The organism is Allobosea sp. 01N443 (assembly GCF_056399325.1).
The window spans coordinates 1-20,570 of record NZ_JBFTRC010000019.1 but is presented as its reverse complement, the minus strand read 5'-3'; the positions used below and the strand labels follow the sequence as shown (position 1 = coordinate 20,570).

The 20,570-nt window shown below is 66.3% G+C and carries 21 protein-coding genes; 14 read left to right on the top strand and 7 right to left on the bottom strand.

Going from position 1 to position 20,570, the window contains the following annotated elements; all coding sequences use genetic code 11:
- The first annotated feature begins 6 nt into the window (after positions 1 to 6).
- The 12 genes from AC1DRP_RS07900 (at position 7) to AC1DRP_RS07845 (ending at position 10,565) form a co-directional block, all read left to right on the top strand.
- On the top strand, positions 7 to 1,557 hold the full coding sequence (locus tag AC1DRP_RS07900; protein WP_441504669.1) for a hydantoinase B/oxoprolinase family protein: 1,551 nt from the start codon (positions 7 to 9) through the stop codon (positions 1,555 to 1,557).
- Between the two features lie 107 nt (positions 1,558 to 1,664).
- Positions 1,665 to 2,804, top strand: coding sequence for an ABC transporter substrate-binding protein (locus tag AC1DRP_RS07895; protein ID WP_476768246.1), 1,140 nt, complete (start codon positions 1,665 to 1,667; stop codon positions 2,802 to 2,804).
- Positions 2,801 to 3,547, top strand: a complete 747-nt coding sequence (locus tag AC1DRP_RS07890; RefSeq protein ID WP_441488576.1) for an ABC transporter ATP-binding protein — start codon at positions 2,801 to 2,803, stop codon at positions 3,545 to 3,547. Before AC1DRP_RS07895 ends, AC1DRP_RS07890 begins: the two co-directional genes overlap by 4 nt.
- The gene (locus AC1DRP_RS07885) at positions 3,516 to 4,481 is read left to right on the top strand and encodes a branched-chain amino acid ABC transporter permease (RefSeq protein ID WP_441488577.1); all 966 of its coding nucleotides are present in this window, start codon (positions 3,516 to 3,518) and stop codon (positions 4,479 to 4,481) included. Before AC1DRP_RS07890 ends, AC1DRP_RS07885 begins: the two co-directional genes overlap by 32 nt.
- A complete protein-coding gene (locus AC1DRP_RS07880; protein WP_441488578.1) occupies positions 4,478 to 5,326 on the top strand; it encodes an ABC transporter ATP-binding protein in 849 nt (282 codons plus the stop codon). The genes AC1DRP_RS07885 and AC1DRP_RS07880 overlap by 4 nt, the downstream gene beginning before the upstream one ends.
- Positions 5,319 to 6,197: a branched-chain amino acid ABC transporter permease gene (locus tag AC1DRP_RS07875; protein ID WP_476768245.1), complete on the top strand. Its 879-nt coding sequence runs from the start codon at positions 5,319 to 5,321 to the stop codon at positions 6,195 to 6,197. The genes AC1DRP_RS07880 and AC1DRP_RS07875 overlap by 8 nt, the downstream gene beginning before the upstream one ends.
- 57 nt (positions 6,198 to 6,254) lie before the next feature.
- The gene (locus AC1DRP_RS07870) at positions 6,255 to 6,587 is read left to right on the top strand and encodes a cupin domain-containing protein (protein ID WP_441488580.1); all 333 of its coding nucleotides are present in this window, start codon (positions 6,255 to 6,257) and stop codon (positions 6,585 to 6,587) included.
- Between the two features lie 257 nt (positions 6,588 to 6,844).
- Complete coding sequence (locus AC1DRP_RS07865) at positions 6,845 to 7,387, top strand: GNAT family N-acetyltransferase (RefSeq protein ID WP_441488581.1); 543 nt, start codon at positions 6,845 to 6,847, stop codon at positions 7,385 to 7,387.
- 171 nt (positions 7,388 to 7,558) lie between these two features.
- A complete protein-coding gene (locus AC1DRP_RS07860; protein WP_441504672.1) occupies positions 7,559 to 8,650 on the top strand; it encodes an alpha/beta hydrolase in 1,092 nt (363 codons plus the stop codon).
- 78 nt (positions 8,651 to 8,728) lie between these two features.
- Positions 8,729 to 9,157: a carboxymuconolactone decarboxylase family protein gene (locus AC1DRP_RS07855; protein ID WP_476768244.1), complete on the top strand. Its 429-nt coding sequence runs from the start codon at positions 8,729 to 8,731 to the stop codon at positions 9,155 to 9,157.
- A gap of 175 nt (positions 9,158 to 9,332) precedes the next feature.
- On the top strand, positions 9,333 to 9,815 hold the full coding sequence (locus AC1DRP_RS07850; RefSeq protein ID WP_441504673.1) for a cytochrome P460 family protein: 483 nt from the start codon (positions 9,333 to 9,335) through the stop codon (positions 9,813 to 9,815).
- A gap of 18 nt (positions 9,816 to 9,833) precedes the next feature.
- Positions 9,834 to 10,565, top strand: a complete 732-nt coding sequence (locus AC1DRP_RS07845; protein WP_441488585.1) for a DUF4405 domain-containing protein — start codon at positions 9,834 to 9,836, stop codon at positions 10,563 to 10,565.
- A 34-nt stretch (positions 10,566 to 10,599) separates the two neighbouring features.
- Here AC1DRP_RS07845 and AC1DRP_RS07840 read toward each other — a convergent pair whose 3' ends face one another.
- Positions 10,600 to 11,493 (bottom strand): LysR family transcriptional regulator, encoded by an 894-nt coding sequence (locus AC1DRP_RS07840; RefSeq protein ID WP_441488586.1) that lies wholly within the window; start codon positions 11,491 to 11,493, stop codon positions 10,600 to 10,602.
- A 107-nt stretch (positions 11,494 to 11,600) separates the two neighbouring features.
- On the opposite strand from AC1DRP_RS07840, the gene AC1DRP_RS07835 reads away from it, so the two are divergent.
- Positions 11,601 to 12,596 carry an aldo/keto reductase gene (locus AC1DRP_RS07835; RefSeq protein ID WP_441504674.1) on the top strand — a complete coding sequence of 332 codons (996 nt, stop codon included), beginning with the start codon at positions 11,601 to 11,603 and terminating at the stop codon, positions 12,594 to 12,596.
- Between the two features lie 17 nt (positions 12,597 to 12,613).
- Here AC1DRP_RS07835 and AC1DRP_RS07830 read toward each other — a convergent pair whose 3' ends face one another.
- The 6 genes from AC1DRP_RS07830 to AC1DRP_RS07805 all read right to left on the bottom strand — a co-directional run bounded on the left by AC1DRP_RS07830 (position 12,614) and on the right by AC1DRP_RS07805 (position 19,880).
- Entirely contained in the window at positions 12,614 to 13,792 is a 1,179-nt protein-coding gene (locus AC1DRP_RS07830; RefSeq protein WP_441504675.1) for a mandelate racemase/muconate lactonizing enzyme family protein, read from the bottom strand.
- Positions 13,793 to 13,803: 11 nt separating this feature from the next.
- The gene (locus AC1DRP_RS07825) at positions 13,804 to 15,291 is read right to left on the bottom strand and encodes a M81 family metallopeptidase (RefSeq protein WP_441504676.1); all 1,488 of its coding nucleotides are present in this window, start codon (positions 15,289 to 15,291) and stop codon (positions 13,804 to 13,806) included.
- Between the two features lie 62 nt (positions 15,292 to 15,353).
- Positions 15,354 to 16,217 carry an ABC transporter permease gene (locus tag AC1DRP_RS07820; protein WP_476768243.1) on the bottom strand — a complete coding sequence of 288 codons (864 nt, stop codon included), beginning with the start codon at positions 16,215 to 16,217 and terminating at the stop codon, positions 15,354 to 15,356.
- Positions 16,218 to 16,219: 2 nt separating this feature from the next.
- Positions 16,220 to 17,164 (bottom strand): ABC transporter permease, encoded by a 945-nt coding sequence (locus tag AC1DRP_RS07815; protein ID WP_441488591.1) that lies wholly within the window; start codon positions 17,162 to 17,164, stop codon positions 16,220 to 16,222.
- 107 nt (positions 17,165 to 17,271) lie between these two features.
- Positions 17,272 to 18,810 (bottom strand): ABC transporter substrate-binding protein, encoded by a 1,539-nt coding sequence (locus AC1DRP_RS07810; protein WP_441504677.1) that lies wholly within the window; start codon positions 18,808 to 18,810, stop codon positions 17,272 to 17,274.
- Positions 18,811 to 18,842: 32 nt separating this feature from the next.
- Positions 18,843 to 19,880 carry a succinylglutamate desuccinylase/aspartoacylase family protein gene (locus AC1DRP_RS07805; RefSeq protein WP_441504678.1) on the bottom strand — a complete coding sequence of 346 codons (1,038 nt, stop codon included), beginning with the start codon at positions 19,878 to 19,880 and terminating at the stop codon, positions 18,843 to 18,845.
- A gap of 99 nt (positions 19,881 to 19,979) precedes the next feature.
- Here AC1DRP_RS07805 and AC1DRP_RS07800 point away from each other — a divergent pair.
- Positions 19,980 to 20,570, top strand: a 591-nt coding sequence (locus AC1DRP_RS07800) for a GntR family transcriptional regulator (protein ID WP_476768242.1), incomplete at its 3' end; no start/stop codon positions are given.

Sequence of the window (20,570 nt, the reverse complement as noted above, 5' to 3'; positions counted from 1 at the left end):
AATCCGATGGACGGAGTCGAACTCGAAATCCTCTGGTCGAACCTGATCGGTATCGTCAACGAACGCGCCAAGGCGCTGCAGCGCATCGCCTTCAGCCCGATCGTGCGCGAAGCCGGCGACCTCGCCTGCGCGCTCTTCGACCAGCGCGGACGCATGGTGGCGCAGGCCAATACCGGCACACCCGGCCATATCAACTCGCTCGCCATCGCGGGAGCCCATCTCGTGCGCCTGTTCGAAGGGCGGTGCGAACCCGGCGACGTGCTGATCACCAACGACCCCTGGCTCTCGGCCGGGCACTTCTTCGACATCACGATCCTGACGCCCATCTTCAACGGCACCAAACTGCTCGCCTATATCGGCTCGACCATCCACCACACCGATATCGGCGGCTACGGCATCGGCGCCGGTGCCCGCGACGTGCATGAGGAAGGCCTCTGGATCCCGCCGCTCAAGCTCTACGAGCGCGGCAAGCCGAGCGAGATGCTGCACGACATCATCCGCCGCAATGTGCGCACGCCCGACGCCGTCTTCGGCGACCTGTCGGCGCAGGTCTCTTCCGGCGAGGCCGCCGCCGAGCACCTGATCACGCTGTGCGAGCGCTACGGCATCGAGGACATCGAGGCCCTGTCCGACGAGATCATCGATCGCTCCGAGGAGGCGACGCGCAACGCCATCCGCAAGCTGAAGCCCGGCACCTATCATGGCGAGGCCGTCTTCGACGTTCCCGGCGGCGAGATCATCACCTTGAAGAGCGCCGTCACCGTCGATGCCGAGAGCGGTTCGATCATCGTCGACTTCGACGGTTCCTCACCGCAGACGACGACCGGCATCAACGTGGTGCTGAACTACACCCACGCCTATTCGACCTTCGCGATCCGCTCCTGCCTCAATCCGGACCTGCCGAACAACACCGGCTCGCTCGCGCCGATCGAAGTCCGCGCTCCCGTGGGCTCGATCATCAACTGCGCCTATCCTGCGCCGGTGAATGCGCGCCATGTGGTCGGCATGTACGTCCCGATGCCGATCCTGAAGGCGCTGCATCAGGTCATGCCGGAACGGGTCCTGGCGGAAGGATCAGGCGCGGTCTGGACCATTCAGATCCAGGGCCGGCGTCCGAGCGGCGAACCCTTCACCTCGTCGATGTTCAACTATTCCGGCGGCATGGGCGCGCGCGCCGGCAAGCCGGGGCCGAGCGCCACCTGCTATCCGACAGGGGTCGCGGCTGTGCCGATCGAGATCCTGGAAGCAGCGATGCCGATCGTCTTCGACCGCAAGGAACTGCGGCCGGGGTCCGGCGGCAAGGGCCGGATGCAGGGCGGGGACGGCCAGATCATCCAGTTTCACATGCGTACCGACCATGCTTGGCTGCTCAACGCGGTGCCGAGCCGGCTCGAACGCGGGCCTGACGGGATCGATGGCGGCCTGCCGGGGGCGCCCGGGCGCTTCCTCGTCAACGGCACATCCGTCAGCGAGGCGAAGAAGCTGACGATGAAGGCCGGCGACGTCGTGCTGCTGGAGACGCCCGGCGGCGGCGGCTACGGCAAGCCGGCGGCCTGAGAACTGCCATCGGGCGCAAGACCAGATCGTTGCACAAGACCAAGAAAAAGGCGGAGCCCCGCACCGGGGCGACCAGTCGAAGCCAAGGGAAACCGGGAGGACAGTTGATGAAGCAGACCCTATTTGCGGCCGGCATCGCCGCAAGCGTCGCGATGGTCGGCGCGGCGCCCGCCCGCGCGCAGGAGCCCTACAAGATCGGCGTCTCGGCAGGTCTGACCGGCTATGCCGCGACGGTCGATCGCGCCTGGCGCGACGGCGTTGAACTGGCGGCCGCGGCGGTGAACGCCAAGGGCGGCGTCATGGGCCGCAAGATCCAGGTTGTCGTCGAGGACAACCGATCCGAGCCGCAGGAGGCGGTGACCGTCTATCGGAAGATGCTGAGCTCGGACAAGGTCGACGTCTTCGTCAGCGGCTGCGTCTCGGCCGGCAATTTCGCGGCCGCCGGCCTGCTCTTGCGCGCCAAGGTGCCGATGATGCTGTGCTCGATCCTGCCGCAGCAGGCCGAGCACCTGCCCTGGGCCTTCACCACCCTGCCGCCGGCCGGCTTCGAGGTCGACAAGCGCCTGGAATACCTCAAGGAAAAGACGCAGATCCGAAAGATCGCGGTGCTGCATGACCCGACCCCCTACGCCAATCTCCAGAAGGGCGTGGCCGAGYGCAACGCGGCCAAGTACGGCCTCGAGGTCGTCTCTGTCGATCAGTACAAGCAGGACGACCCTGATCTCAGCGTCCAGATCAGCAAGGCGCGTTCGGCGGGCGCCGAAGCGATCCTGAAGATCGGGCTCGGCGGCACGACGCTGACCGCGGCCAAGAACATCAAGCAGCTCGGCGCCGACATGCTGCTGCTGACGAGCCTCGAGGACCTGGCCGTGTTCGGTCCGGTCTCCGAGGTGCTGGGCGACAAGTTCTTCTTCGTCGCCTCGCCGTCGCAGGTCTATGAGGCGCTGCCCGAGGGCACCCTCAAGACCGGCATCAAGGCCTTCCTCGAGCCCTGGCGCGAAAAATACAGGGATCGCGACCCGAACTGGGCCTCGCGCGGCTGGGACGGCGTCATGCTGACGGTCGCCGCGATCGAGAAGGCGAAGTCCTTCGAGGGCGAGAAGGTTCGCGCCGCCTATGAGGAGTTGACCGGCTTCCAGGGCACGACCGGCATCTACAATTTCCGGCCGGACCTGCATCAGGGCATCACCGAGAACCCCTTTGTGCTGGCCACCATCGAAGCCGGCAAGGTCAAGGTGGTGCAATGAGCCTCGCGGTCGCGACCAAGATAGAAGCGAGCGCTGCTCCGCCGATCCTGGCCGCGACCGGCCTCTCGGCGCGCTATGGCCATGTCGAGGCGCTGCACGGGGTCGATCTGCACATCGGCGAGGGCGAACTCGTCGCCGTGCTCGGCCCCAACGGGGCCGGCAAGTCGACGCTGCTGCGCGCGATCATGGGGCTYTCCGCCAATAGCGGCGAGGTCCGTTTCCGGGGCCAGGCGCTGTCGCGGCACGATGCAGTCGCGGTCGCTTCGCGCGGCATCGTGCTGGTGCCGGAGGGGCGCGGTCTCTTCGCCCCGATGTCCGTTGCCGACAATCTCGAACTCGGCGCCTATCGCTTGCGGGACAAGGCCGAATTCAACCGCCGGCGCGAGCGCGTGCTGACCCTGTTCCCGCGCCTGAAGGAACGGCTCGGACAGGCCGCAGGCTCCATGTCCGGCGGCGAGCAGCAGATGCTCGCCCTTGGCCGTGCGCTGATGGCCGGGCCGAAGCTGCTGCTGCTCGACGAGCCCTCGCTCGGCCTCGCGCCGCGCGTCACCGAGGAAATCCTGGAGACGCTCGGCCTCCTGAACCGCGAAGGCCTGGCGATCGTGCTGGTCGAGCAGAAGGCGCCGCTCGCGCTCGAACTTGCCAACCGCGTCTACCTGCTTTCGCTCGGGCGCATCGTCGCCGAACTCGATCCGCGTGACATCACCTCCCATGACGAACTCGCTCAGCATTACTTCGCCTGAACGGCGCCCGCTCAGGCTGGTGGGCCTGCTGCCCTGGCTCTTCGCCGGGCTCGTCGTCGGCTATGCCATGATCGTGGGCGGCTATGCCGCAACGGTCGTCGCCTTTGCGCTGATCTACGCGGTCTTCGTGACCGGGCTGAACCTGTTCATGGGCTTCGCCGCGCAGGTTTCCTTCGGGCAGAACGCCTTCGCCGCGATCGGCGGCTATATCTCCGCCGTGCTGACCGCCACCCATGGCTGGAGCCCCCTGCCCGCCATGGTGCTCGGCATCGTCGCGGCCGTGATTGCCGCCGCGATCGTCGGCTATCCCGCGCTCAGGCTGAAGGGCCATTACCTCGCGATGGGTACGCTGGCCATCGGCCTGATCACCTACGAGATCACCGTCGAATGGCAGTCGGTGACGCAGGGCTATATGGGCATCTCCGGCATCCCGCCCTTCGGGATCGGTCCCTATGAGATCACCTCCGACCGCGGCCAGCTCATCCTGCTCTCGCTGGTTGTCGCGGCTTGCGCCTTTGCGGCAGCGCGCATCCGCCGCTCGCGTTTCGGCCGAGCGCTCTCGGCTGTCGCCGGCAGCGAGGAGGCGGCGACGGCGCTCGGCATCGACGTCGCGCGCTACAAACTCGCGGCCTTCCTGCTCTCGGCCGGTTTTGCCGCGCTCGCGGGCTCGCTCTTCGTGCATGTCGTCGGCTTCGTCAGCCCCGAGGTCTTCGGGCTGCACATGGTCATCGTCACCTTCACCATGCTCTATGTCGGCGGCATCGGCACGGTCGCCGGACCTTTGGTCGGGGCGCTGATCGTCAGCCTGCTGCCGGAGACTTTTCGCGCCTTCAAGGACTATCAGGACCTCGCCTATGGCGCGGCGCTGATCCTGCTGCTGATCTATGCGCCGCGCGGCCTCGCCGGCCTCTTTGCCCCGCGGGGGCGCTCGTGAGCCGGCTTCGCCTGGACGGCGTGACGCGCCGCTTCGGCGGCCTCGTCGCAGTCGACGATGTCTCGTTCGAGGTCCCTGCCGAGGGCGTCACCGCCGTGATCGGCCCCAATGGCGCCGGCAAGACGACGCTGTTCAACCTGATCTCCGGCTTCCTGCCGCCGAGCGCAGGCCGGATCGTCTTCGAGGGCAAGGACATCACCGGCCGGCCGCCCGCGGAGATCGCCACTGCGGGACTGGTGCGGACCTTCCAGCTCGTCAAGCTGTTCGAGGATCTGAGCGTGCTCGATAACGTCAAGGTCGGGTGTCACCTGCAGGGCAAGGCCGGCCTGTTCTCGGCATTGCTGCGGCCGGCCTCTGCCCGCCGCGAGGAGGCAGCCGTCGAAGCCCGGGCGCGCGACCTCCTCGCCTTCGCCGGTCTCGCAGGGATGGCCGACGAACCGGCATCGGGCCTGCCCTATGGCCGCCAGCGCATGCTTGAACTGGCGCGCGCCATGGCGGCGGGGCCACGGCTCATCCTGCTCGACGAGCCGGCGGCCGGCCTGAATACCGAGGAATCAGCCGTGCTCTCGCGCACCATCCGGCGCATCGCCGACGAAGGCACCAGCGTGCTCCTGATCGAACACGACATGACGCTGGTGATGAATACCGCCGACCGCGTCGTCGTGGTGGATTTCGGMCGCAAGATCGCAGAGGGCACGCCGGCCGAGGTCCGCGCCGACCCGGCCGTGATCGCGGCCTATCTCGGCACCGGCAAGTCTTTCTCGAACAAGTCCTCCTCGGACAAGTCTTCCCTGAACAAGTCTTCCACCGACACGCCCGGCACGCAGGAGGCGGCCCATGGCTGACTTGTCCTATATCCCGCAAGTGCTCGTCAGCGGGCTCGGCATCGGCTGCGTCTACGGCCTGATCGGCATCGGCTTCTGCGTGATCTACAACGCCAGCGGCATCGTGAATTTCGCGCAAGGCGCCTTCGTGATGCTCGGCGGCATGATTACCCAGGTGCTGTTCGCCCGTAACGGCGTGCCGCTGCCGGTCGCCGCCCTGATCGCGATCGCAGCCGTCGCCGTGCTCGGCGTGGCGATCGAGCGCGTCGTCGTCAGGCCGCTCTGGAACCGCAAGGCGACGATGTTCGTGATGATCCTGGCGACGCTGGCCGCCCAGATCGTGATCGAGCGGCTGACGCTGATCGCAGTCGGCGACCAGCCCAAGACCCTGCCGGTCTTCACCGACCTCCCGCCGCTGATGATCGGTAGCGTCGCGATTGGCTACCAGCTGATCTGGATCGTCGGGGGATCGCTTGCGATCGTCGCAGCGCTTGCCGCCTTCTTCGGCCTGACGCGGACCGGCAAGGCCATGCGCGCCTGCTCGATCAACCGCGAGGCGGCTGCGCTGCAAGGCATCCCGGTCGCGCGCATGCTGGCACTGGCCTTCGCGCTGAGCGCGGCGCTCGGCGCCATTGCCGGCATCCTGATCACACMGACGCAGTACACCGCCTTCAATGTCGGCGTGCCCTTCGCGATCAGCGGCTTCATCGCCGCGATCGTCGGCGGCTTCGGGCGGCCTTTCGGCGCCTTTCTCGGCGGGTTGCTGCTCGGCCTGCTGCAGGCACTCGCCATCGTCGGCTTCGGCGCGGGCCTGAAGAACGTCGCGGCGCTGTCGGTGCTGCTGCTCTTCCTGTTCATCCGGCCGTCCGGCATCCTCGGCGCGGCCAAGTAGACAAGCGACGCACCCGACCGCCCGGACGGTCGCTCTTGTTCAATCGGGAGATCCACCATGGACATTCACAAGATCGACTGGAGCCAGATTCCGTGGACGCCAGTGCGTCCAGGCGTGGACCGCAAGGCCTTCTCCGGTAGTGCCGCGACAGTGGCGTTGCACCGGCTGATGCCTGGCCATGAGCCCAGGCCGCACAGCCATCCCCATGAGCAGATCGCCTATATCGTGAGTGGGACGCTGCGCTTCTTCATCGGCGGCGAAGAGCATCTCGTCGGCCCCGGCGGGCTCGTCGTGATCCCGTCCAATGTCGAGCATTGGGGCGAGGTCGTCGGCGACGAGCCCGTGCTCAATCTTGACGTCTTCACACCGCGCCGCCCGGAATACGCCTGAAACCAAGGGGTTCCAGGCCCAAGGGGGGGCGCATTCGAGGGAAAAGTCACAGCCCACGAGGGAGCCGAGGGGCTGGTCGATCGCGCGTCCGGCCGCATCCCGCCGGGTCGCGCCAGTGCCGGACGTCGGCCTCTTGGCCGAATACGGACCTAGGCAGGACGGTGCGGCGGGGCCCGATGTCGCCCATTGCGGGCAATCACGACGGGCTTATCGTCATGGCCTTGGTGGCACTCATGATGATCAGCTGGCGGTAGACTATGGCTCGCATCCCTCCGCAACATTTGACAACGGATCGCCTGGTTCTGCGCCCAACGAGCCTCGCGGATGCTGATCGCGCCTTTGAAATACAGTCGGACTGGGAGGTGACGCGCATGCTGCGAATGGCGTCGTTTCCGCCCGATCGAGCAGACATCGCGCAATGGTTCGCCGACCATCCGCGCGAATGGGCAGCGGGAGAAGCCTATCGTTTTGCGGTCGAGCTCCAGGGCAGAGCCATCGGGGTCATCGACGTCGATGAGATCTCTCAAGGCGAGGGGGAACTCGGCTATTGGTTCGAGCAGGCCAGCTGGGGCTGCGGCTATGCATCGGAAGCGGCACGAGCGGTCCTGAACTTCGCGTTTCGAACAGTCGGCCTGTCGCAGCTTCTCTCCGGACATGCCGTCGACAACGCAGCTTCGGGGCAGGTGCTTCTCAAACTCGGCTTTCGCCCACTGGACACCGTTCAGCGAAGCTCCCGCTCGAGAGGCGAGACAATCCTGCAGCGCCGCTACGTCCTGCCCGCCTCCGTAACGCTGGAGTGAGCGAGGGGCGGCCGCCCCGGGACAGCCGCGTTTCCGTGCGGTGGTCGGCGATCGCGGCACCGCCGGCATTCATTAGCACCGCTTATCTGTCCTAGTGAATCATTGAGCCTAATCGAATATCGGCCAGATCGTTAGGTTCCCCGCGAAGCTGACGCAGCAACCGAGGGGCGCATGCCGACGATCAAGACGCTATTCCTGCTTCCATCCATCCTGATCGCGACCGGTCTGCTCAGTCTGACGCCTGCGCTTTCACAATCTGCCGGGAAGCCAGAGCCTTTGGTCATTCAGGACCAGGGCAGTTTCGCGGTCGGCGGCGTGATCGCCAGCGCCCCGGGCACATTCGATGCGATGAAACCCCTGCAGCCGGCCGGGCAGACCTTCCATGGCGATCATCTCTACGCCTTCTACCAGCTGCCGGTCGCCCCGCGGAAACTCCCCATCGTGATGTGGCACGGGGCCGGGCAATTCTCGAAGACCTGGGAGACGACACCAGACGGGCGCGAAGGCTTCCAGAACATTTTCCTGCGCCGCCGTTTCGCGACCTATCTCATCGACCAGCCGCGGCGCGGCAATGCCGGCCGCAGCACGGTCGAGGCGACTATCAAGCCGACTCCCGACGAGCAGTTCTGGTTCGGCCAGTTCCGCGTCGGCATCTGGCCGACCTATTTCGACGGCGTCCAGTTCGACCGCAAGCCGGAGACGCTGAACCAGTATTTCCGTGCCATGACCCCGAACACCGGCCCGTTCGATGCAAACCTGATTTCCGATGGCGTGTCGGCGCTGTTCGCCAGGATCGGTCCCGGCATCCTGATGACGCATTCGCAGAGCGGCGGGCCAGGCTGGCTGACCGCGATCAAGAGCAAAAACGTCAAGGCGATCGTCGCCTTCGAGCCCGGCAGCGGCTTCGTCTTCCCGCAGGGCGAGCTGCCGAAGCCTGTGCCGACCGCGTTCGACACGCTTGAAGGCACGCCGGTGCCGATGTCGGACTTCATGGCACTGACCAAGCTGCCGATCATCATCTTCTACGGCGACAATATCCCGTCGAAGGCGTCCGATGTTCCGACCCAGGACGCCTGGCGTGGCCGGCTGGAGATGGCTCGGATCTGGCGCGACACCGTCAACAAGCGTGGCGGCCAAGTCACTTTGGTCCACCTGCCGGAGATCGGCATACGGGGCAACACGCATTTCCCGTTCTCGGACCTGAACAACATCGAGATTGCGGACCAGGTCTCGCGCTTCCTGGCGGACAAGCAGCTGGACTGATCACTCCCAGCACTCTCGCCGGCACGACGACGGCGCATGCCTGTCGCGGCCACTCATTCGGACAAGGAAAGCCCCACCATGAGCCCCCTCGCGCGTGCCCTGCTCGCCGCCACATGCCTGTTCGCTGCTGGCCACGCAACGACCTCCTACGCCCAACCCCAGGCGCCAGCCCCGGCCCAGCCGGCGACGCCAAAGCCGCCTTCCCGGGCGCAGCACCTGATGGGCGATATCGCGCCAAAGCTGGCCGAGCTCACCGACACTGTCCTGTTCGGCGACATCTGGGAGCGGCCAGGCCTCTCCAGGCGCGACCGCAGCCTGGTCACCGTCAGCGCTCTCATTGCCATGAACCGCCCTGATCAGTTGCGGTCCCATCTCGCCCTGGCGCGGCAGAACGGCGTGAAGGAGGAAGAGCTCGTCGAGGCGATCACGCAGCTCGCCTTCTACACGGGCTGGCCGAACGCCGTTTCGGCGGTCGCGGTTGCGCGCGACGTGTTCAAGCCGAAATGAGGCCCGGGATGGTCGTTCCAGAGCTTGCACCACCTGGTCCCGATGGAGCGAACGGTCGGCGCAGCCCCTCTGCAACGCAGGGCGTGGCCATTCCGCGACCTCCCCGGCCCTCGACGGCACGGCCGCGGCCAGAAGCAATCATGTCTCCAATGAGCAATCCAAGGACAACCCATTCATGAAGGTGCCTACGCTTCAGATCGCCCTGGCAAGCCTGTCCATGGCCGCCGTCCTCACGGTGGGCTGGCGGGTCCATGCGGAGGCCACGAGGGTGACGTTTCCCGAACTCGACACGCTGGTCCACTACACCACCGTCCGGCGCGGCAACGTCACCGAACATATCATGACGACGCCCGCGGCGATCGAGGCCGTGAAGAACCGCCAGCCAGTGCCGGCCGGAACCCATTTCGTGCTGGTCGACCATCGCGACGGCAAGCTGTTCCGCTACTTCGTGATGGAGAAGGGCCAGAACTGGGGCGCGGATTACGACGACGACCGCCGCACCGGCGACTGGCAGTTCCAGTGGTTCTGGCCGGATCGGACGATCAACACGAGCGAGAACACCGCCCGCTGCCAGTCCTGCCACCAGAGCCAGTCGGGCAGCGAATTCCTCTTCACCGGCTATCGCATCCCCCGTTTCGACGGCAAGCCGGTCGAATAGGTCCAGGGGAGCACGAAGGTGAGTTCTCTCTTCATATCCCGGCTATGGCTCGACGCTCTGGCGGCCGGCCTGCTGCTGCTCGGGTTTGCCTATTGGTGGCTTGGCAACCCCATCCATGAGATCGCGGGAACGGCGCTGTTCCTGCTCCTGATCGCCCATAACGTCTTCAACCGGCGCTGGTATGGCGCCGTCGCACGGACCCGGCACGGGCCGCGCAGCCTGTTCAACATCAGCGTCACCGTCGCGCTCCTGATCGCCATGCTGGCGCTGGTCGCGACCAGCGTGCTGATCTCGCATGCCCTTGCCGCCTATCTGCCGGCCTGGGGCGGCTTCACCATTCGGCAGATCCACACCCTTGCCGCCTACTGGGTCCTGGTGATCGTCGCGATCCATCTCGGGCTGCGCTGGCCGATGCTGATGGGCGTGGCCCGCAACCTGTTCGGCATCAGAACGCCCAGCAGGCTGCGAACGCTCCTGCTGCGGGCAGCAGCAGTGACGATCGCCGTCCACGGCGCCTGGAGTTGCATCGTCCTCGGGCTCGGAACCAGGCTTTCCATGCAGACGACACTGGATTGGTGGAATTTCGAGGAAGCGGTGGCGGGCTTCTTCATCCATTGCGCGGCTGCCGCCGGGCTGTTCATGGTCGCAACCTATTACGGCCTGAAGCTCGTCCAGCCCGGCTGGCCCATCGGCAGCAATCGCCAACGGGAATTGCCAGGCGCGGAGCCCGGTCAGGCCAGCCAGGCATGACGTAGCGCGACCGCCATCGGCTTCACCGGCGAGATCATTCCCGGTAGCGCAGGACGTCGATCAGGACGGCCAGGGCCGGCGAGACATGCCGGCGGCTCGGATAGTACAGGTGATAGCCAGGGAATGGCGGGCACCAATCCTCCAGCACGCGCACAAGGCGCCCGTCCCGGATATGCGGGATGGCCTGATCCTCTGGCAGATAGGCGAGCCCCAACCCGTCCAAGGCGGAGTTCAGCCGCATGGCGAGGCTGTTGAACACAAGCTGCCCCTCGCCGCGGACCTTGATCTCGCGGCCGTCCTTTTCCAGCCCCCAGGCAAAGAGGCCGCCATAGGTCGGCAGGCGCGACGCGATGCAGTTATGAGCGGTCAGGTCCTGAGGAGTCTCGGGAATGCCGTAGCGGGCGAAATAGTCCGGCGAGCCAATCACGGCCATGCGCATCTCCGGGCCGATGCGAACCGCGATCATGTCCTTCGCCAGTTGCTCGCCAAGGCGCACGCCGGCGTCGTAGCCAGCCGCGACGATATCGACGAGGCCATAATCGACGATGATCTCGACCGTGATGTCGGGATGATCCGGCAGGAATTTGCGCAGGGCCGGCTGCAACATGGCGACCGCCGCGTGCTCTCCGGCCGTGATGCGTACCGTTCCCGCGGGTTTACCTCGCAACTCGCCGAGCGCCGCGATCTCCGCCTCGATCTCCTCGAAGCGCGGACCGACCGTCTCCAGAAGTCTCTTGCCCGCTTCCGTGGGCGCGACGCTGCGCGTCGTACGGGTCAGCAGGCGCAGCTTCAGTCGTTCCTCGAGTGCCTTGATCGTCTGGCTCAGGGCCGATTGCGAGACGCCCAGCTTGGCCCCGGCCTTGGTGAAGCTGCGCTCCCGCGCCACCATGGCGAAGGCAGCGAGATCGTTGAAGTTCGGCTGCGCCATTGATTAGGGGACCTTATGAGCTCTTGCGGATTATAACTCCTAATCACCGCGGGCCACGCTCGCTACATACGCGCCATCAACATCGTGAGCAGAGTGTGAGGTGGACCATGCAGAAACGGACACTCGGCAAGAGCGGCCTGAGCGTGTCGGCGCTCGGTCTCGGCTGCATGGGCCTGAGTTATGGTTATGGCCAAGCCGTCGAGGGGAAAGCCGGCGTCGAGCTGATCCGCCGGGCCTTCGACCGAGGGGTGACCTTGTTCGACACCGCCGAGTCCTATGGGCCGTTCGTCAATGAGGAGCTCCTGGGTCAGGCGCTCGCGCCGATCCGCGAGCACGTCGTCATTGCGACCAAGTTCGGGTTCGACATCGACCAGAATTCCGGAGAACGGCGCCCAGGGCTGAACAGCCGGCCCGAGCATATCAGGCGCGTCGCCGAGGCGTCCCTGAAGCGACTTCGCACCGATGTCATCGATATATTCTACCAGCACCGTGTCGATCCCGAGGTTCCCATCGAGGAGGTGGCCGGCGCAGTCCGGGCCCTGGTCGCGGAAGGCAAGGTCCGCCATTTCGGGCTGTCCGAAGCCGGCGCGGCGACGATCCGCAGGGCGCATGCGGTTCATCCCGTCGCTGCCGTCCAGAGCGAATACTCGCTGTTCTATCGCGACGCGGAAGCGGAGATCTTGCCTGTGCTCGAAGAGCTCGGCATCGGTTTCGTGCCGTTCAGCCCGCTCGGCGCCGGTTTCCTGACCGGCAAGATCGACGGCAACACGACCTTCGAACCGACGGATTTCCGCAATGCAGTGCCACGCTTCTCGGTGGAAGCCCGCAAGGCCAATGCAGCCTTGGTCACGCTCATTGAGGACGTCGCCGAGGACAAGGGCGCGACGCCCGCGCAAATCGCGCTGGCCTGGCTCCTGGCGCAGAAACCGTGGATCGTTCCCATCCCCGGCACGACGAAACCTCATCGCCTCGAGGAGAACATCGCAGCGACCGCGGTGCAGTTGACCGCGGCCGATCTCCACGAGATCGATCAGGCCCTGTCGACGATGACCTTGACCGGGGAGCGTTTGCCCGCAGCCGCATTGAAGTTGACAGGACTCTAGCCCCGTCAGGCCCCGCCTCAGATCTGCGGCGTCGCGTAGAGCACTTTGCCGTTCACCTTGATCTCGACATCCTGGAGATACTGGCGGATGCCCTCCTCGTCGATCTCCAGCCCCAGCCCGACCGCGTCCGGGACGCTGATGTCGCCATTCCCGTCCCTTTCCAGGTGGTTGCGGGTGAAGGCGAGCGCGACGGGCTTTGGCATGGCCGGATACTCGCAGATGACGTGGTCCTTCAGGCCGGCATAGGGCTGGATCGAGGCCGAGAGCGCCAGATGCGAGGTGAAGCTGTGATTGACGAAGGTCACGCCCCTGGCAACGGCGTAGTCGGCCACCTCCTTGGACGGGCCGACGCCGCCGATCCGGCCGCAATCGATCTGGATATAGCCGACGCCGCCATGATCGATCAGCTGCTTCGCCATATGGACGTTATGGGCACCCTCCCCGCCCGCCAGGCGCACGGTCGAACTGCGCTTGGCCAGGGCCGCATAGGCGTCGACGGCGCTCGCCTGGAACGGCTCCTCGAACCAGAGCGCGCCTGCCTTCTCCAGCGCGGGCAGTCTTGCGGCGGCGCGCTCGACATCCTCGATGAAGATCTGGCCGGTATCGACCAGCAGGATGCCGTCTGCGCCAAGCCCTTCGCGCGCGGCGACGAAATGCTCGGCATCCGCGGCGACGCTGCCCCGCCCGATCGGCCCCCAGCCGAACTTGGCGGCCCGGAAGTTGCGCGCTCTCGCATCGCGGGCGCGCGCCAGCGTCTCCTGCGGCGTGTCGCCGAACAGCACCGAGGCATAGGGCGTCTTGGGGTGGCTGCGCTCATAGCCGAGCAGGCGCCAAACGGGCTCTCCGCGCAGCTTGCCGAGCACATCCCACAACGCCATTTCGACGCCCGACAAGGTGTGCGGCGCCTGCAGCAGGTCCATCGAGTTATAGGCGACGTCAGCCGAGATCTGCGCGATATCGGCCGGGCTTTCGAGCGGCTTGCCGAGAACGGAATCGGCGACGGGGCGGCAGACCCCATGCGACATCGGGCAGATGAAGGCTGCGATCGAGGGCAACGGGGCTGCCTCGCACTCGCCCCAGCCGATCTGGCCGCCGGCGGCTACCCGCACCAGCAGGGCATCCTGGCTGCCATCGGCCTCGTCCGTCACCACGGGCATGGACAGGTAGAAGAAATCGACTGCATCGATCGTCGGCACGGGCTTGTCCTTCACAGCGTGTAGATGACGGGGTTCGGCGCGAAGGCCGCATCGGCCTCGAGCGGATACATCGGCCGGGCGCAGATGCTGTGCCCGAGGCTTTTCAGATTGGCCGAGGTCGCACCGGGCGCATCGATGTTGAAATTATGCTCGCACCATTGCTCGAACATGTGGTGCTCGGTATGGGGCGACTTGACCACGACGAGGTCGAAATCCTGCGGGTTCAGGCCGTTGGCGTAATACATCGCCCGGTCGAACAGGCTAACCGAATGGCTCATGACCACGATCGTGAACGGGCCCAAGGTCAGCACCGCCGTCGGGCCTGCCGCAAGCGGCGCCTTCATCGTTTCCAGCAGCGCTTCGCCATCCGAGAGCAGCTTGACCTTGGCCTCGACCTGCATCGGCGTGAAGCGGGCGGGGTCGATGGCGCCACCCAGCGCAACGCTGATCGTCGCGCCGACGCCGGCCTTGTGCGCGGCTGCGGCCGCCCCGGCATCGACCAATGGCGCCAGGACCCTGCCGCCGTAGCCGGCCGCGTACAAAGCCGCGATGATGGCGTTGCTGTCCCCCGACGCGCCCGAGGAGGTGGCGTCGGCCGCATCGGTGAAGATCAGCGGCCCTGCCATCGTCTGGGATTGGGCGATGGCGCGCTCGAGCCCGATCAGCTTGCCCTGCATCCGGAAGCGTTGCGGCCAGAATTCCTCGGCGAGGCGAAGCGCCTCGCGTTCAGCCGTGGCCGCGTCACCGTCGGTCAGGATCAGGACCTGCGAGCACAGTTCCGGCACATCGGTGAAGGGATTGCCGATCATGATGCCGGCGGCCAGCGCCCTGCCCTCCTCCTCGAGACGCCGGCAGTCGCGCAGGAGATCGCCATAGCAGCCGGTCTTGGTGATGAGCTCGTCGCCGCGGACCAGCGTCGGCATGACGACGCGTGCGGCGACAGGGCGAAGCCCGCCCTCCATCAGGCGCAGCAGCAGCGCGGCGGCGCGGCGCCCGGTATCGGCGAAATCGACATGCGGATAGGTCCAGTAGATCGCGAAGCCGTTGACCTGCCGCAGCATGCGATCGGTCAGGATGCCATGCAGGTCGAGCGAGATGACAATCGGCATGTCCGGCCCGACGCGCTTGCGCAGCGCCTCGAGCAGGTAGCCCTCCGGGTCGAGTTCGCCCTCGGCTGCCATCGCGCCGTGCAAGCAGATATAAATGCCGTCGATGCCGTCGAGACGCGCGAAGACGGCGTCGAGGAACTCCTGCGACAGGCGCTTCCAGCCTTCGGCGGAAAGCAGGCCGGCGCTGCCAGCGCGGGCGCCGATGGTCGGCACCACGGTGATGTCACCGCGCGCCTCGAACACGGCCAGCGCGCCACCGATCTCCTGGTTGGTGCCGCGCTGCTCATAGAGCGCGTCCCCCCGCCTGATGTGGAAATTGCCGTAGCCCGACGGCAGCGGATTGAACGACGAGATCTCCTGCTTGCATTCGGCGATGAGGATGCGTTTCACGTCTGGTCTCCGGTTTATCGCTCGGGCGCGGCTCTCCGCGCCGGCCTTCGGGATGGCGGTGGCTACATGGTCGAACGCGGATCGAGGGCGTCGCGCAGACCGTCGCCGAGCAGGTTGAGGCCGAGCACGGACAGGACGATCGCAAGCCCCGGGRAGATCGTGATCCACGGCGCCTCGCGCATGAAATCGCGGCCCTGGGCGATGATCGCGCCGAAGGAGGGTGCCGGCGGTGGCGGTCCGGCGCCGACAAAGGAGAGCGCGGCTTCGGCCAGGATGGCGACGGCGAAGACATAGGTCAGCCGGACGATCAGCGGCCCCATGGCGTTGACCAGCACATGCCGGAACAGGATCGACAATTCGCCCGCGCCGAGCGAGCGGGCGGCCTCGACATAGTCGAGTTCGCGCGCGACCAGCACCGAAGCGCGGACGATACGGGCCGTGTGAGGCATGGTGGCGATCGACAGGGCGATCACGACATTGGTCAGCGAGGCGCCGAGCACCGCGCTGACCACCATGGCGAGCACGATGGAGGGGAACGCCATCAGCGCATCCATCAGCCGCATGATCGGGTTGTCGAAGCGCGGGAAGAACCCTGCGACCGCGCCGATCACGGTTCCGAAGAGGCCGGTGAGAAGGACCGTCGCCGCCCCGATGCTGAGCGAGATCCGGGCCCCGACCATGACGCGGGAGAGGATGTCGCGGCCGAAATGGTCGGTGCCGAACCAGTGCGTCGCGTTGGGCGGCGTCAGGCGCATGCGGGCATTGCTGCGCAGCGGATCGAAGGGCGCGAGCAGATCGGCCAGCAGCGCGACCAGGACGATGGCGAGCACGATCGCGGCCCCGATCTGGAAGGAGCGGCTGCGGGCGAGCCGGCGAAGGCTTGCCTGCCGCGGGCTCAGGGCCGGTTTATGAAAGGCGATCGTCATGGTCAGGACAGCCTCACCCGCGGGTCGACGACTGCGTAGAGGAGATCGACGATCAGATTGATCAGGAGATAGACCACCGCCAGGAAAAGCAGGCCGCCCTGGAGCACGGGAAAGTCGCGGGAGGCGATGGCGCCGACGATCAGCCGGCCGATGCCCGGAATCGAGAAGACCTGCTCGATGATGACGGTGCCGCCGAGCAGCGCGCCGGCGACGATGCCGATCACGGTCAGGATCGGGATCATGGCGTTGGGCAGGCCGTGGCGCACCACGATGTAGAAGCGCGACAGGCCCTTGGCATTGGCCGTGCGGACGAAATCCTGGTTCAGCGTTTCCAGCATCGAGGCGCGCGCCATGCGGGCGATGAAGCCGACCTGCACGAGCCCGAGCGTGAAGGCGGGAAGGATGACCGTCTTGAGCCAGCCGAGCGGGTCGGTGCCGAAAGCGGTAAAACCGCCGCTCGGCAGCCAGCCGAGCGAGACGGCGAAGACCAGAACCATCACCAGCCCCAGCCAGAAATCGGGGACGGAGAGGCCGAGCAGCGCCGTCGTCATGAAAAGCTGGTCCGGCCAGCGATTATGGAAGACGGCGGCAGCCACTCCGGCGGGCACGCCGAGCGCAATCGCGATGGCGAGTGCAAAACTGGCGAGCGAGAGCGTCACGGGCAGCCGCTCCAGCAAGGCGCCGGCGACGGAGCGGTTCAGCAGCACGGATTGCCCGAGATCGCCGCTGAGGACGCGCCCATACCATTCCGCCATCTGCAGCGGCAGCGCCTTGTCCAGTCCGAGCGCGGTGCGCAGCGCCGCGACCTGCTCGGGCGTGGCCGAGGCGTCGAGGAAGGCGGCCGCCGTATCGCCCGGAACCAGCCAGATCAGGGCGAAGGACATCAGCGAGACCAGTGCGAGCACCAGGATCGCGCTGGCGATCCGCCGGATCATAAAGCTTGCCATCAGTTGTTCCGCTTCGAGAAGGCGCAGCCGCGCAGCCCGCCAGCGGCGGGCCGGCATATAGCGGGCCGATCTGCGGGCGCGCTGTCTGACGCGCCCGCAGGCTGGCGTCAGCGCTCGAGCCAGACACCCCACATGCGCGGGATGCGGTAGGGCTTGAAGTTCTTCAGCTTGGCAGTGCTGATCTGGAAGACGCCGTAATTGCCGGCCTTCATGGCGACCGCGTTGTCGTACATATGGGTCTGGAAGCGGTCGAACAGCGCCTTGCGCTTCGCCTCGTCCATCTCGCTGCCGAGCGACGCCGCCAGCTCGTCGATGACGGGGTCCTTGGCCTGCTGCGAGAGACCGTTGACCCAGGGCGCCATGACGGAGGCCGGCCCTTCGAAGGGCTCGATGCCGAAGCCGTGGGTCCAGAAGGTCCAGCCCTGCGGGGTGAAGCCGATCTTCGAGACCGTCGGCCAGTCGGCGATCGAGATATCGACATTGATGCCGATCTCCTTCAGCCGTTCCTGCAGCACGGTTGCGGTGTCGACATTGGCCCGCAGGTTGTCGACGATGAAGGTGGTCTTGCCGCCCTTGTAGGAGGATTTTGCCAGGAGCGCCTTGGCCTCAGCCAGATCGGCCTTGTTGTACTTGGCGCTGCCGGCCGTGCTGTAGAACGGCGCGCCGGGATAGAGCCAGCTCGGGTCGATCTGGTTGATGTCGGAATAGGCGATGCTCATGATGTCGTCCATGTTCAACGCGGCCTGGACGGCGAGCCGGAAATTCTTGTCGTTGCCCGGCGCCTCGGCATGGTTGAACTTGATCACCTGCAGGCCGAAGGGCACCACCTTGTGGATCGCGAAGCGCGGATCGCTGCCGAGGCGCTTGGCGGTCGGCCCATCCGCGGTTTCGTTGAACTGGATCTGACCGGATTCGAGCGCTGCGGTGCGAGCGCCGCCCTCCGGCATGAAGCGGAAGGTCACGGTGTCGAGGAAGGCTTCCTTCTTGCCRGCAAAACCATCGCGGCCCGTACCGTTGGGATTGGGCACATAGCCGTCGAAGCGCGCGAGCTTCACATGGCTGTCGGGCTTGTACTCCACGAATTTATAGGGGCCGGTGCCGATGATCTCGATCTTGCCGGCCTCTTTCGCGGCTTCGCTCGCCGGATAGATCGCCAGCGGCGCCCGCGGCGAGGACAGGTTGTCGAGGAATGTCGCCTGCACCTGCTTCAGCGTGATGGTGACTTCATGCGGGCCGGTCGCCTTGATGCTGTCGATGGCCGAAACCAGGGCCAGCGAGGCGCCGATCTTGCGGTAGCGTTCGAGCGAGGCGACGACGTCATTGGCGTCGAGCTCCTTGCCGTTATGGAACTTCACGCCCTTGCGGATCGGGAAGACATAGGTCTTGCCGTCGGGCGAGATGGTGACGCCCTCGGCCAGCTCCGGCACCGGCTTGGCGTTCTCGTCGCGGGCATAGAGCGTCTCGAAGATATGCAGGGTGACATTGCGCGAGGCCTGCGCCGAGGTGATCTGCGCATCGAGCGAAGGCGGCGCCTGGCTGATGCCGATGACGACGTCCCCGCCCTTCTGCTGGGCGGAGGCTCCGGCCTGCATCGACAGGAGCATGGTTGCTGCAAGCGCGTGGCCGAGAATGCTGTGCTTTTTCATGCCTGATCTCCCCTTTTTGATTATTCAGGACGTCACTGGGCAGCGCGGGTCTCGTCGTAATCCTCCATCACCACGGCCACGGCGTCGCCACGCTGGACGCGGCCCGGACCGGCCGACATCCACAGGACGCCGTCGAGCTGGTAGCGAATTTCGATCGGTGGCCGGTCGACATCCTCGACGAAATGCAGCAGCCCGGCGAGTTCGCCGGCCCGGCAGATGTCACCGACGACATTCTTCGGCTCGAACAGCCCGCCCGATGGCGCAAAGCTGTACCCGGCGGCGTTGCGGACCATCATGTGGCGGGTGCCTTGCGCCCCATCGCGCTGGCGCGTATCGGGGCTGCCCTCCATCAGCTTGAAATGCTTGAGAATGTTGAGCAGCGCACGGTCGGCGATGCGCACGCCCTCGACATTGACGCGCCCCCAGCCGCCGAGCTCGGTGCCGAGCGAGAGGATGCCCCGGCGCTCGACCGAGGATGTCAGCGTCGCGCCCTCGTCGACGCCCCAGAACACGACATTATAGGGCGCACCGAAGGCCGCGGCCGCCGCCATGGTGCGCTCCCGGAGCCCGGCATCGGCGACGTAATGCATGTTCGTCGACAGAGCTGAATCGCCGGAATGGCCGGCCGTGTGAAGGTCGACGGAGATATCGACATGCGGCAGCAGCACCGCATCGACGAAATGCGCCAGCATCTCCGAGAAGGTCCCGCGCGGATTGCCGGGGAAGCAGCGGTTCATGTCGCGGTTATCGACCGGCGACAGCCGCGTGTCGTTCATCACGGCCGGGATGTTCAGCGCCGGTATCATGATGACGCGCCCCTGGATCGCGCCAGCATCCAGGCTGCGCGCGAGCCGGGAGATGGCGATCGGACCCTCATACTCGTCGCCATGGACGCCGCCTGTAAACAGCACGGTCGGCCCAGTGCCGTTGCGCACGGAGATGATCGGGATCTCGACCGTGCCCCAGCCGGAGGTGTTTCGCGAGAGCGGCGCCTTCAGGTAGCCGGCCTGGCGGCCTGGCGCATCCAGATCGATTTCGCAGCGAATGCGGCTCTCGGCAACGGTGACCATCCCTACCCCCTCCTTGCTCTTGTGATCGTATGATCGTATACGATTCTACGATTAGTCAAGTGAGGCCGCCGCAGGGCGAGGCAAGTGCAGCAGACGAAGATGCAGCAGACAAAAACCAATGCGAGGGCGGAGGCGCCAAGGCCGGTATCGCGCGGCACGGGCTGGCTGCCGCTGCAGCCGCAGACCCTGGTCGACCAGGCGATCGAGGCCATCATCGCCGGCGCGGCCGCCGGCCTGATCCTGCCCGGGGACCGGATCGTCGAGGCCGAACTCGCCCGCAAGCTCGGCGTCAGCCGCGTGCCGGTGCGCGAGGCGCTGCGGCTGCTGGAGAGCCAGGGCGTCGTCGTCAACGAGCCCTACAAGGGCATCCGGCTGCGCCCGGTGACGAATGGAAGGGTTGCCGACCTCATCGAAACCCGCATCGCGCTCGAAGCCAGCGCGATGGGGCGGGCGACCGCGGCCGGGCGCAATCGCGGCCACCATCTCGACCCGCTGCGCAAGGCGGTTGCGGAAATGGAGCTGATGGCGGCCCGCCACGATGCCTATGGCGTCGCCGCGGCCGACACGCTGTTCCACCGCGCGCTCTGCGAACTCGGCGGCAACAGCGTGACGCTCGATCTCTGGGAGACGCTGTCGCGGCAATTCACCATCATTTTCGGCCTGGCGACCTTCGGCAAACCGATGCTCGGT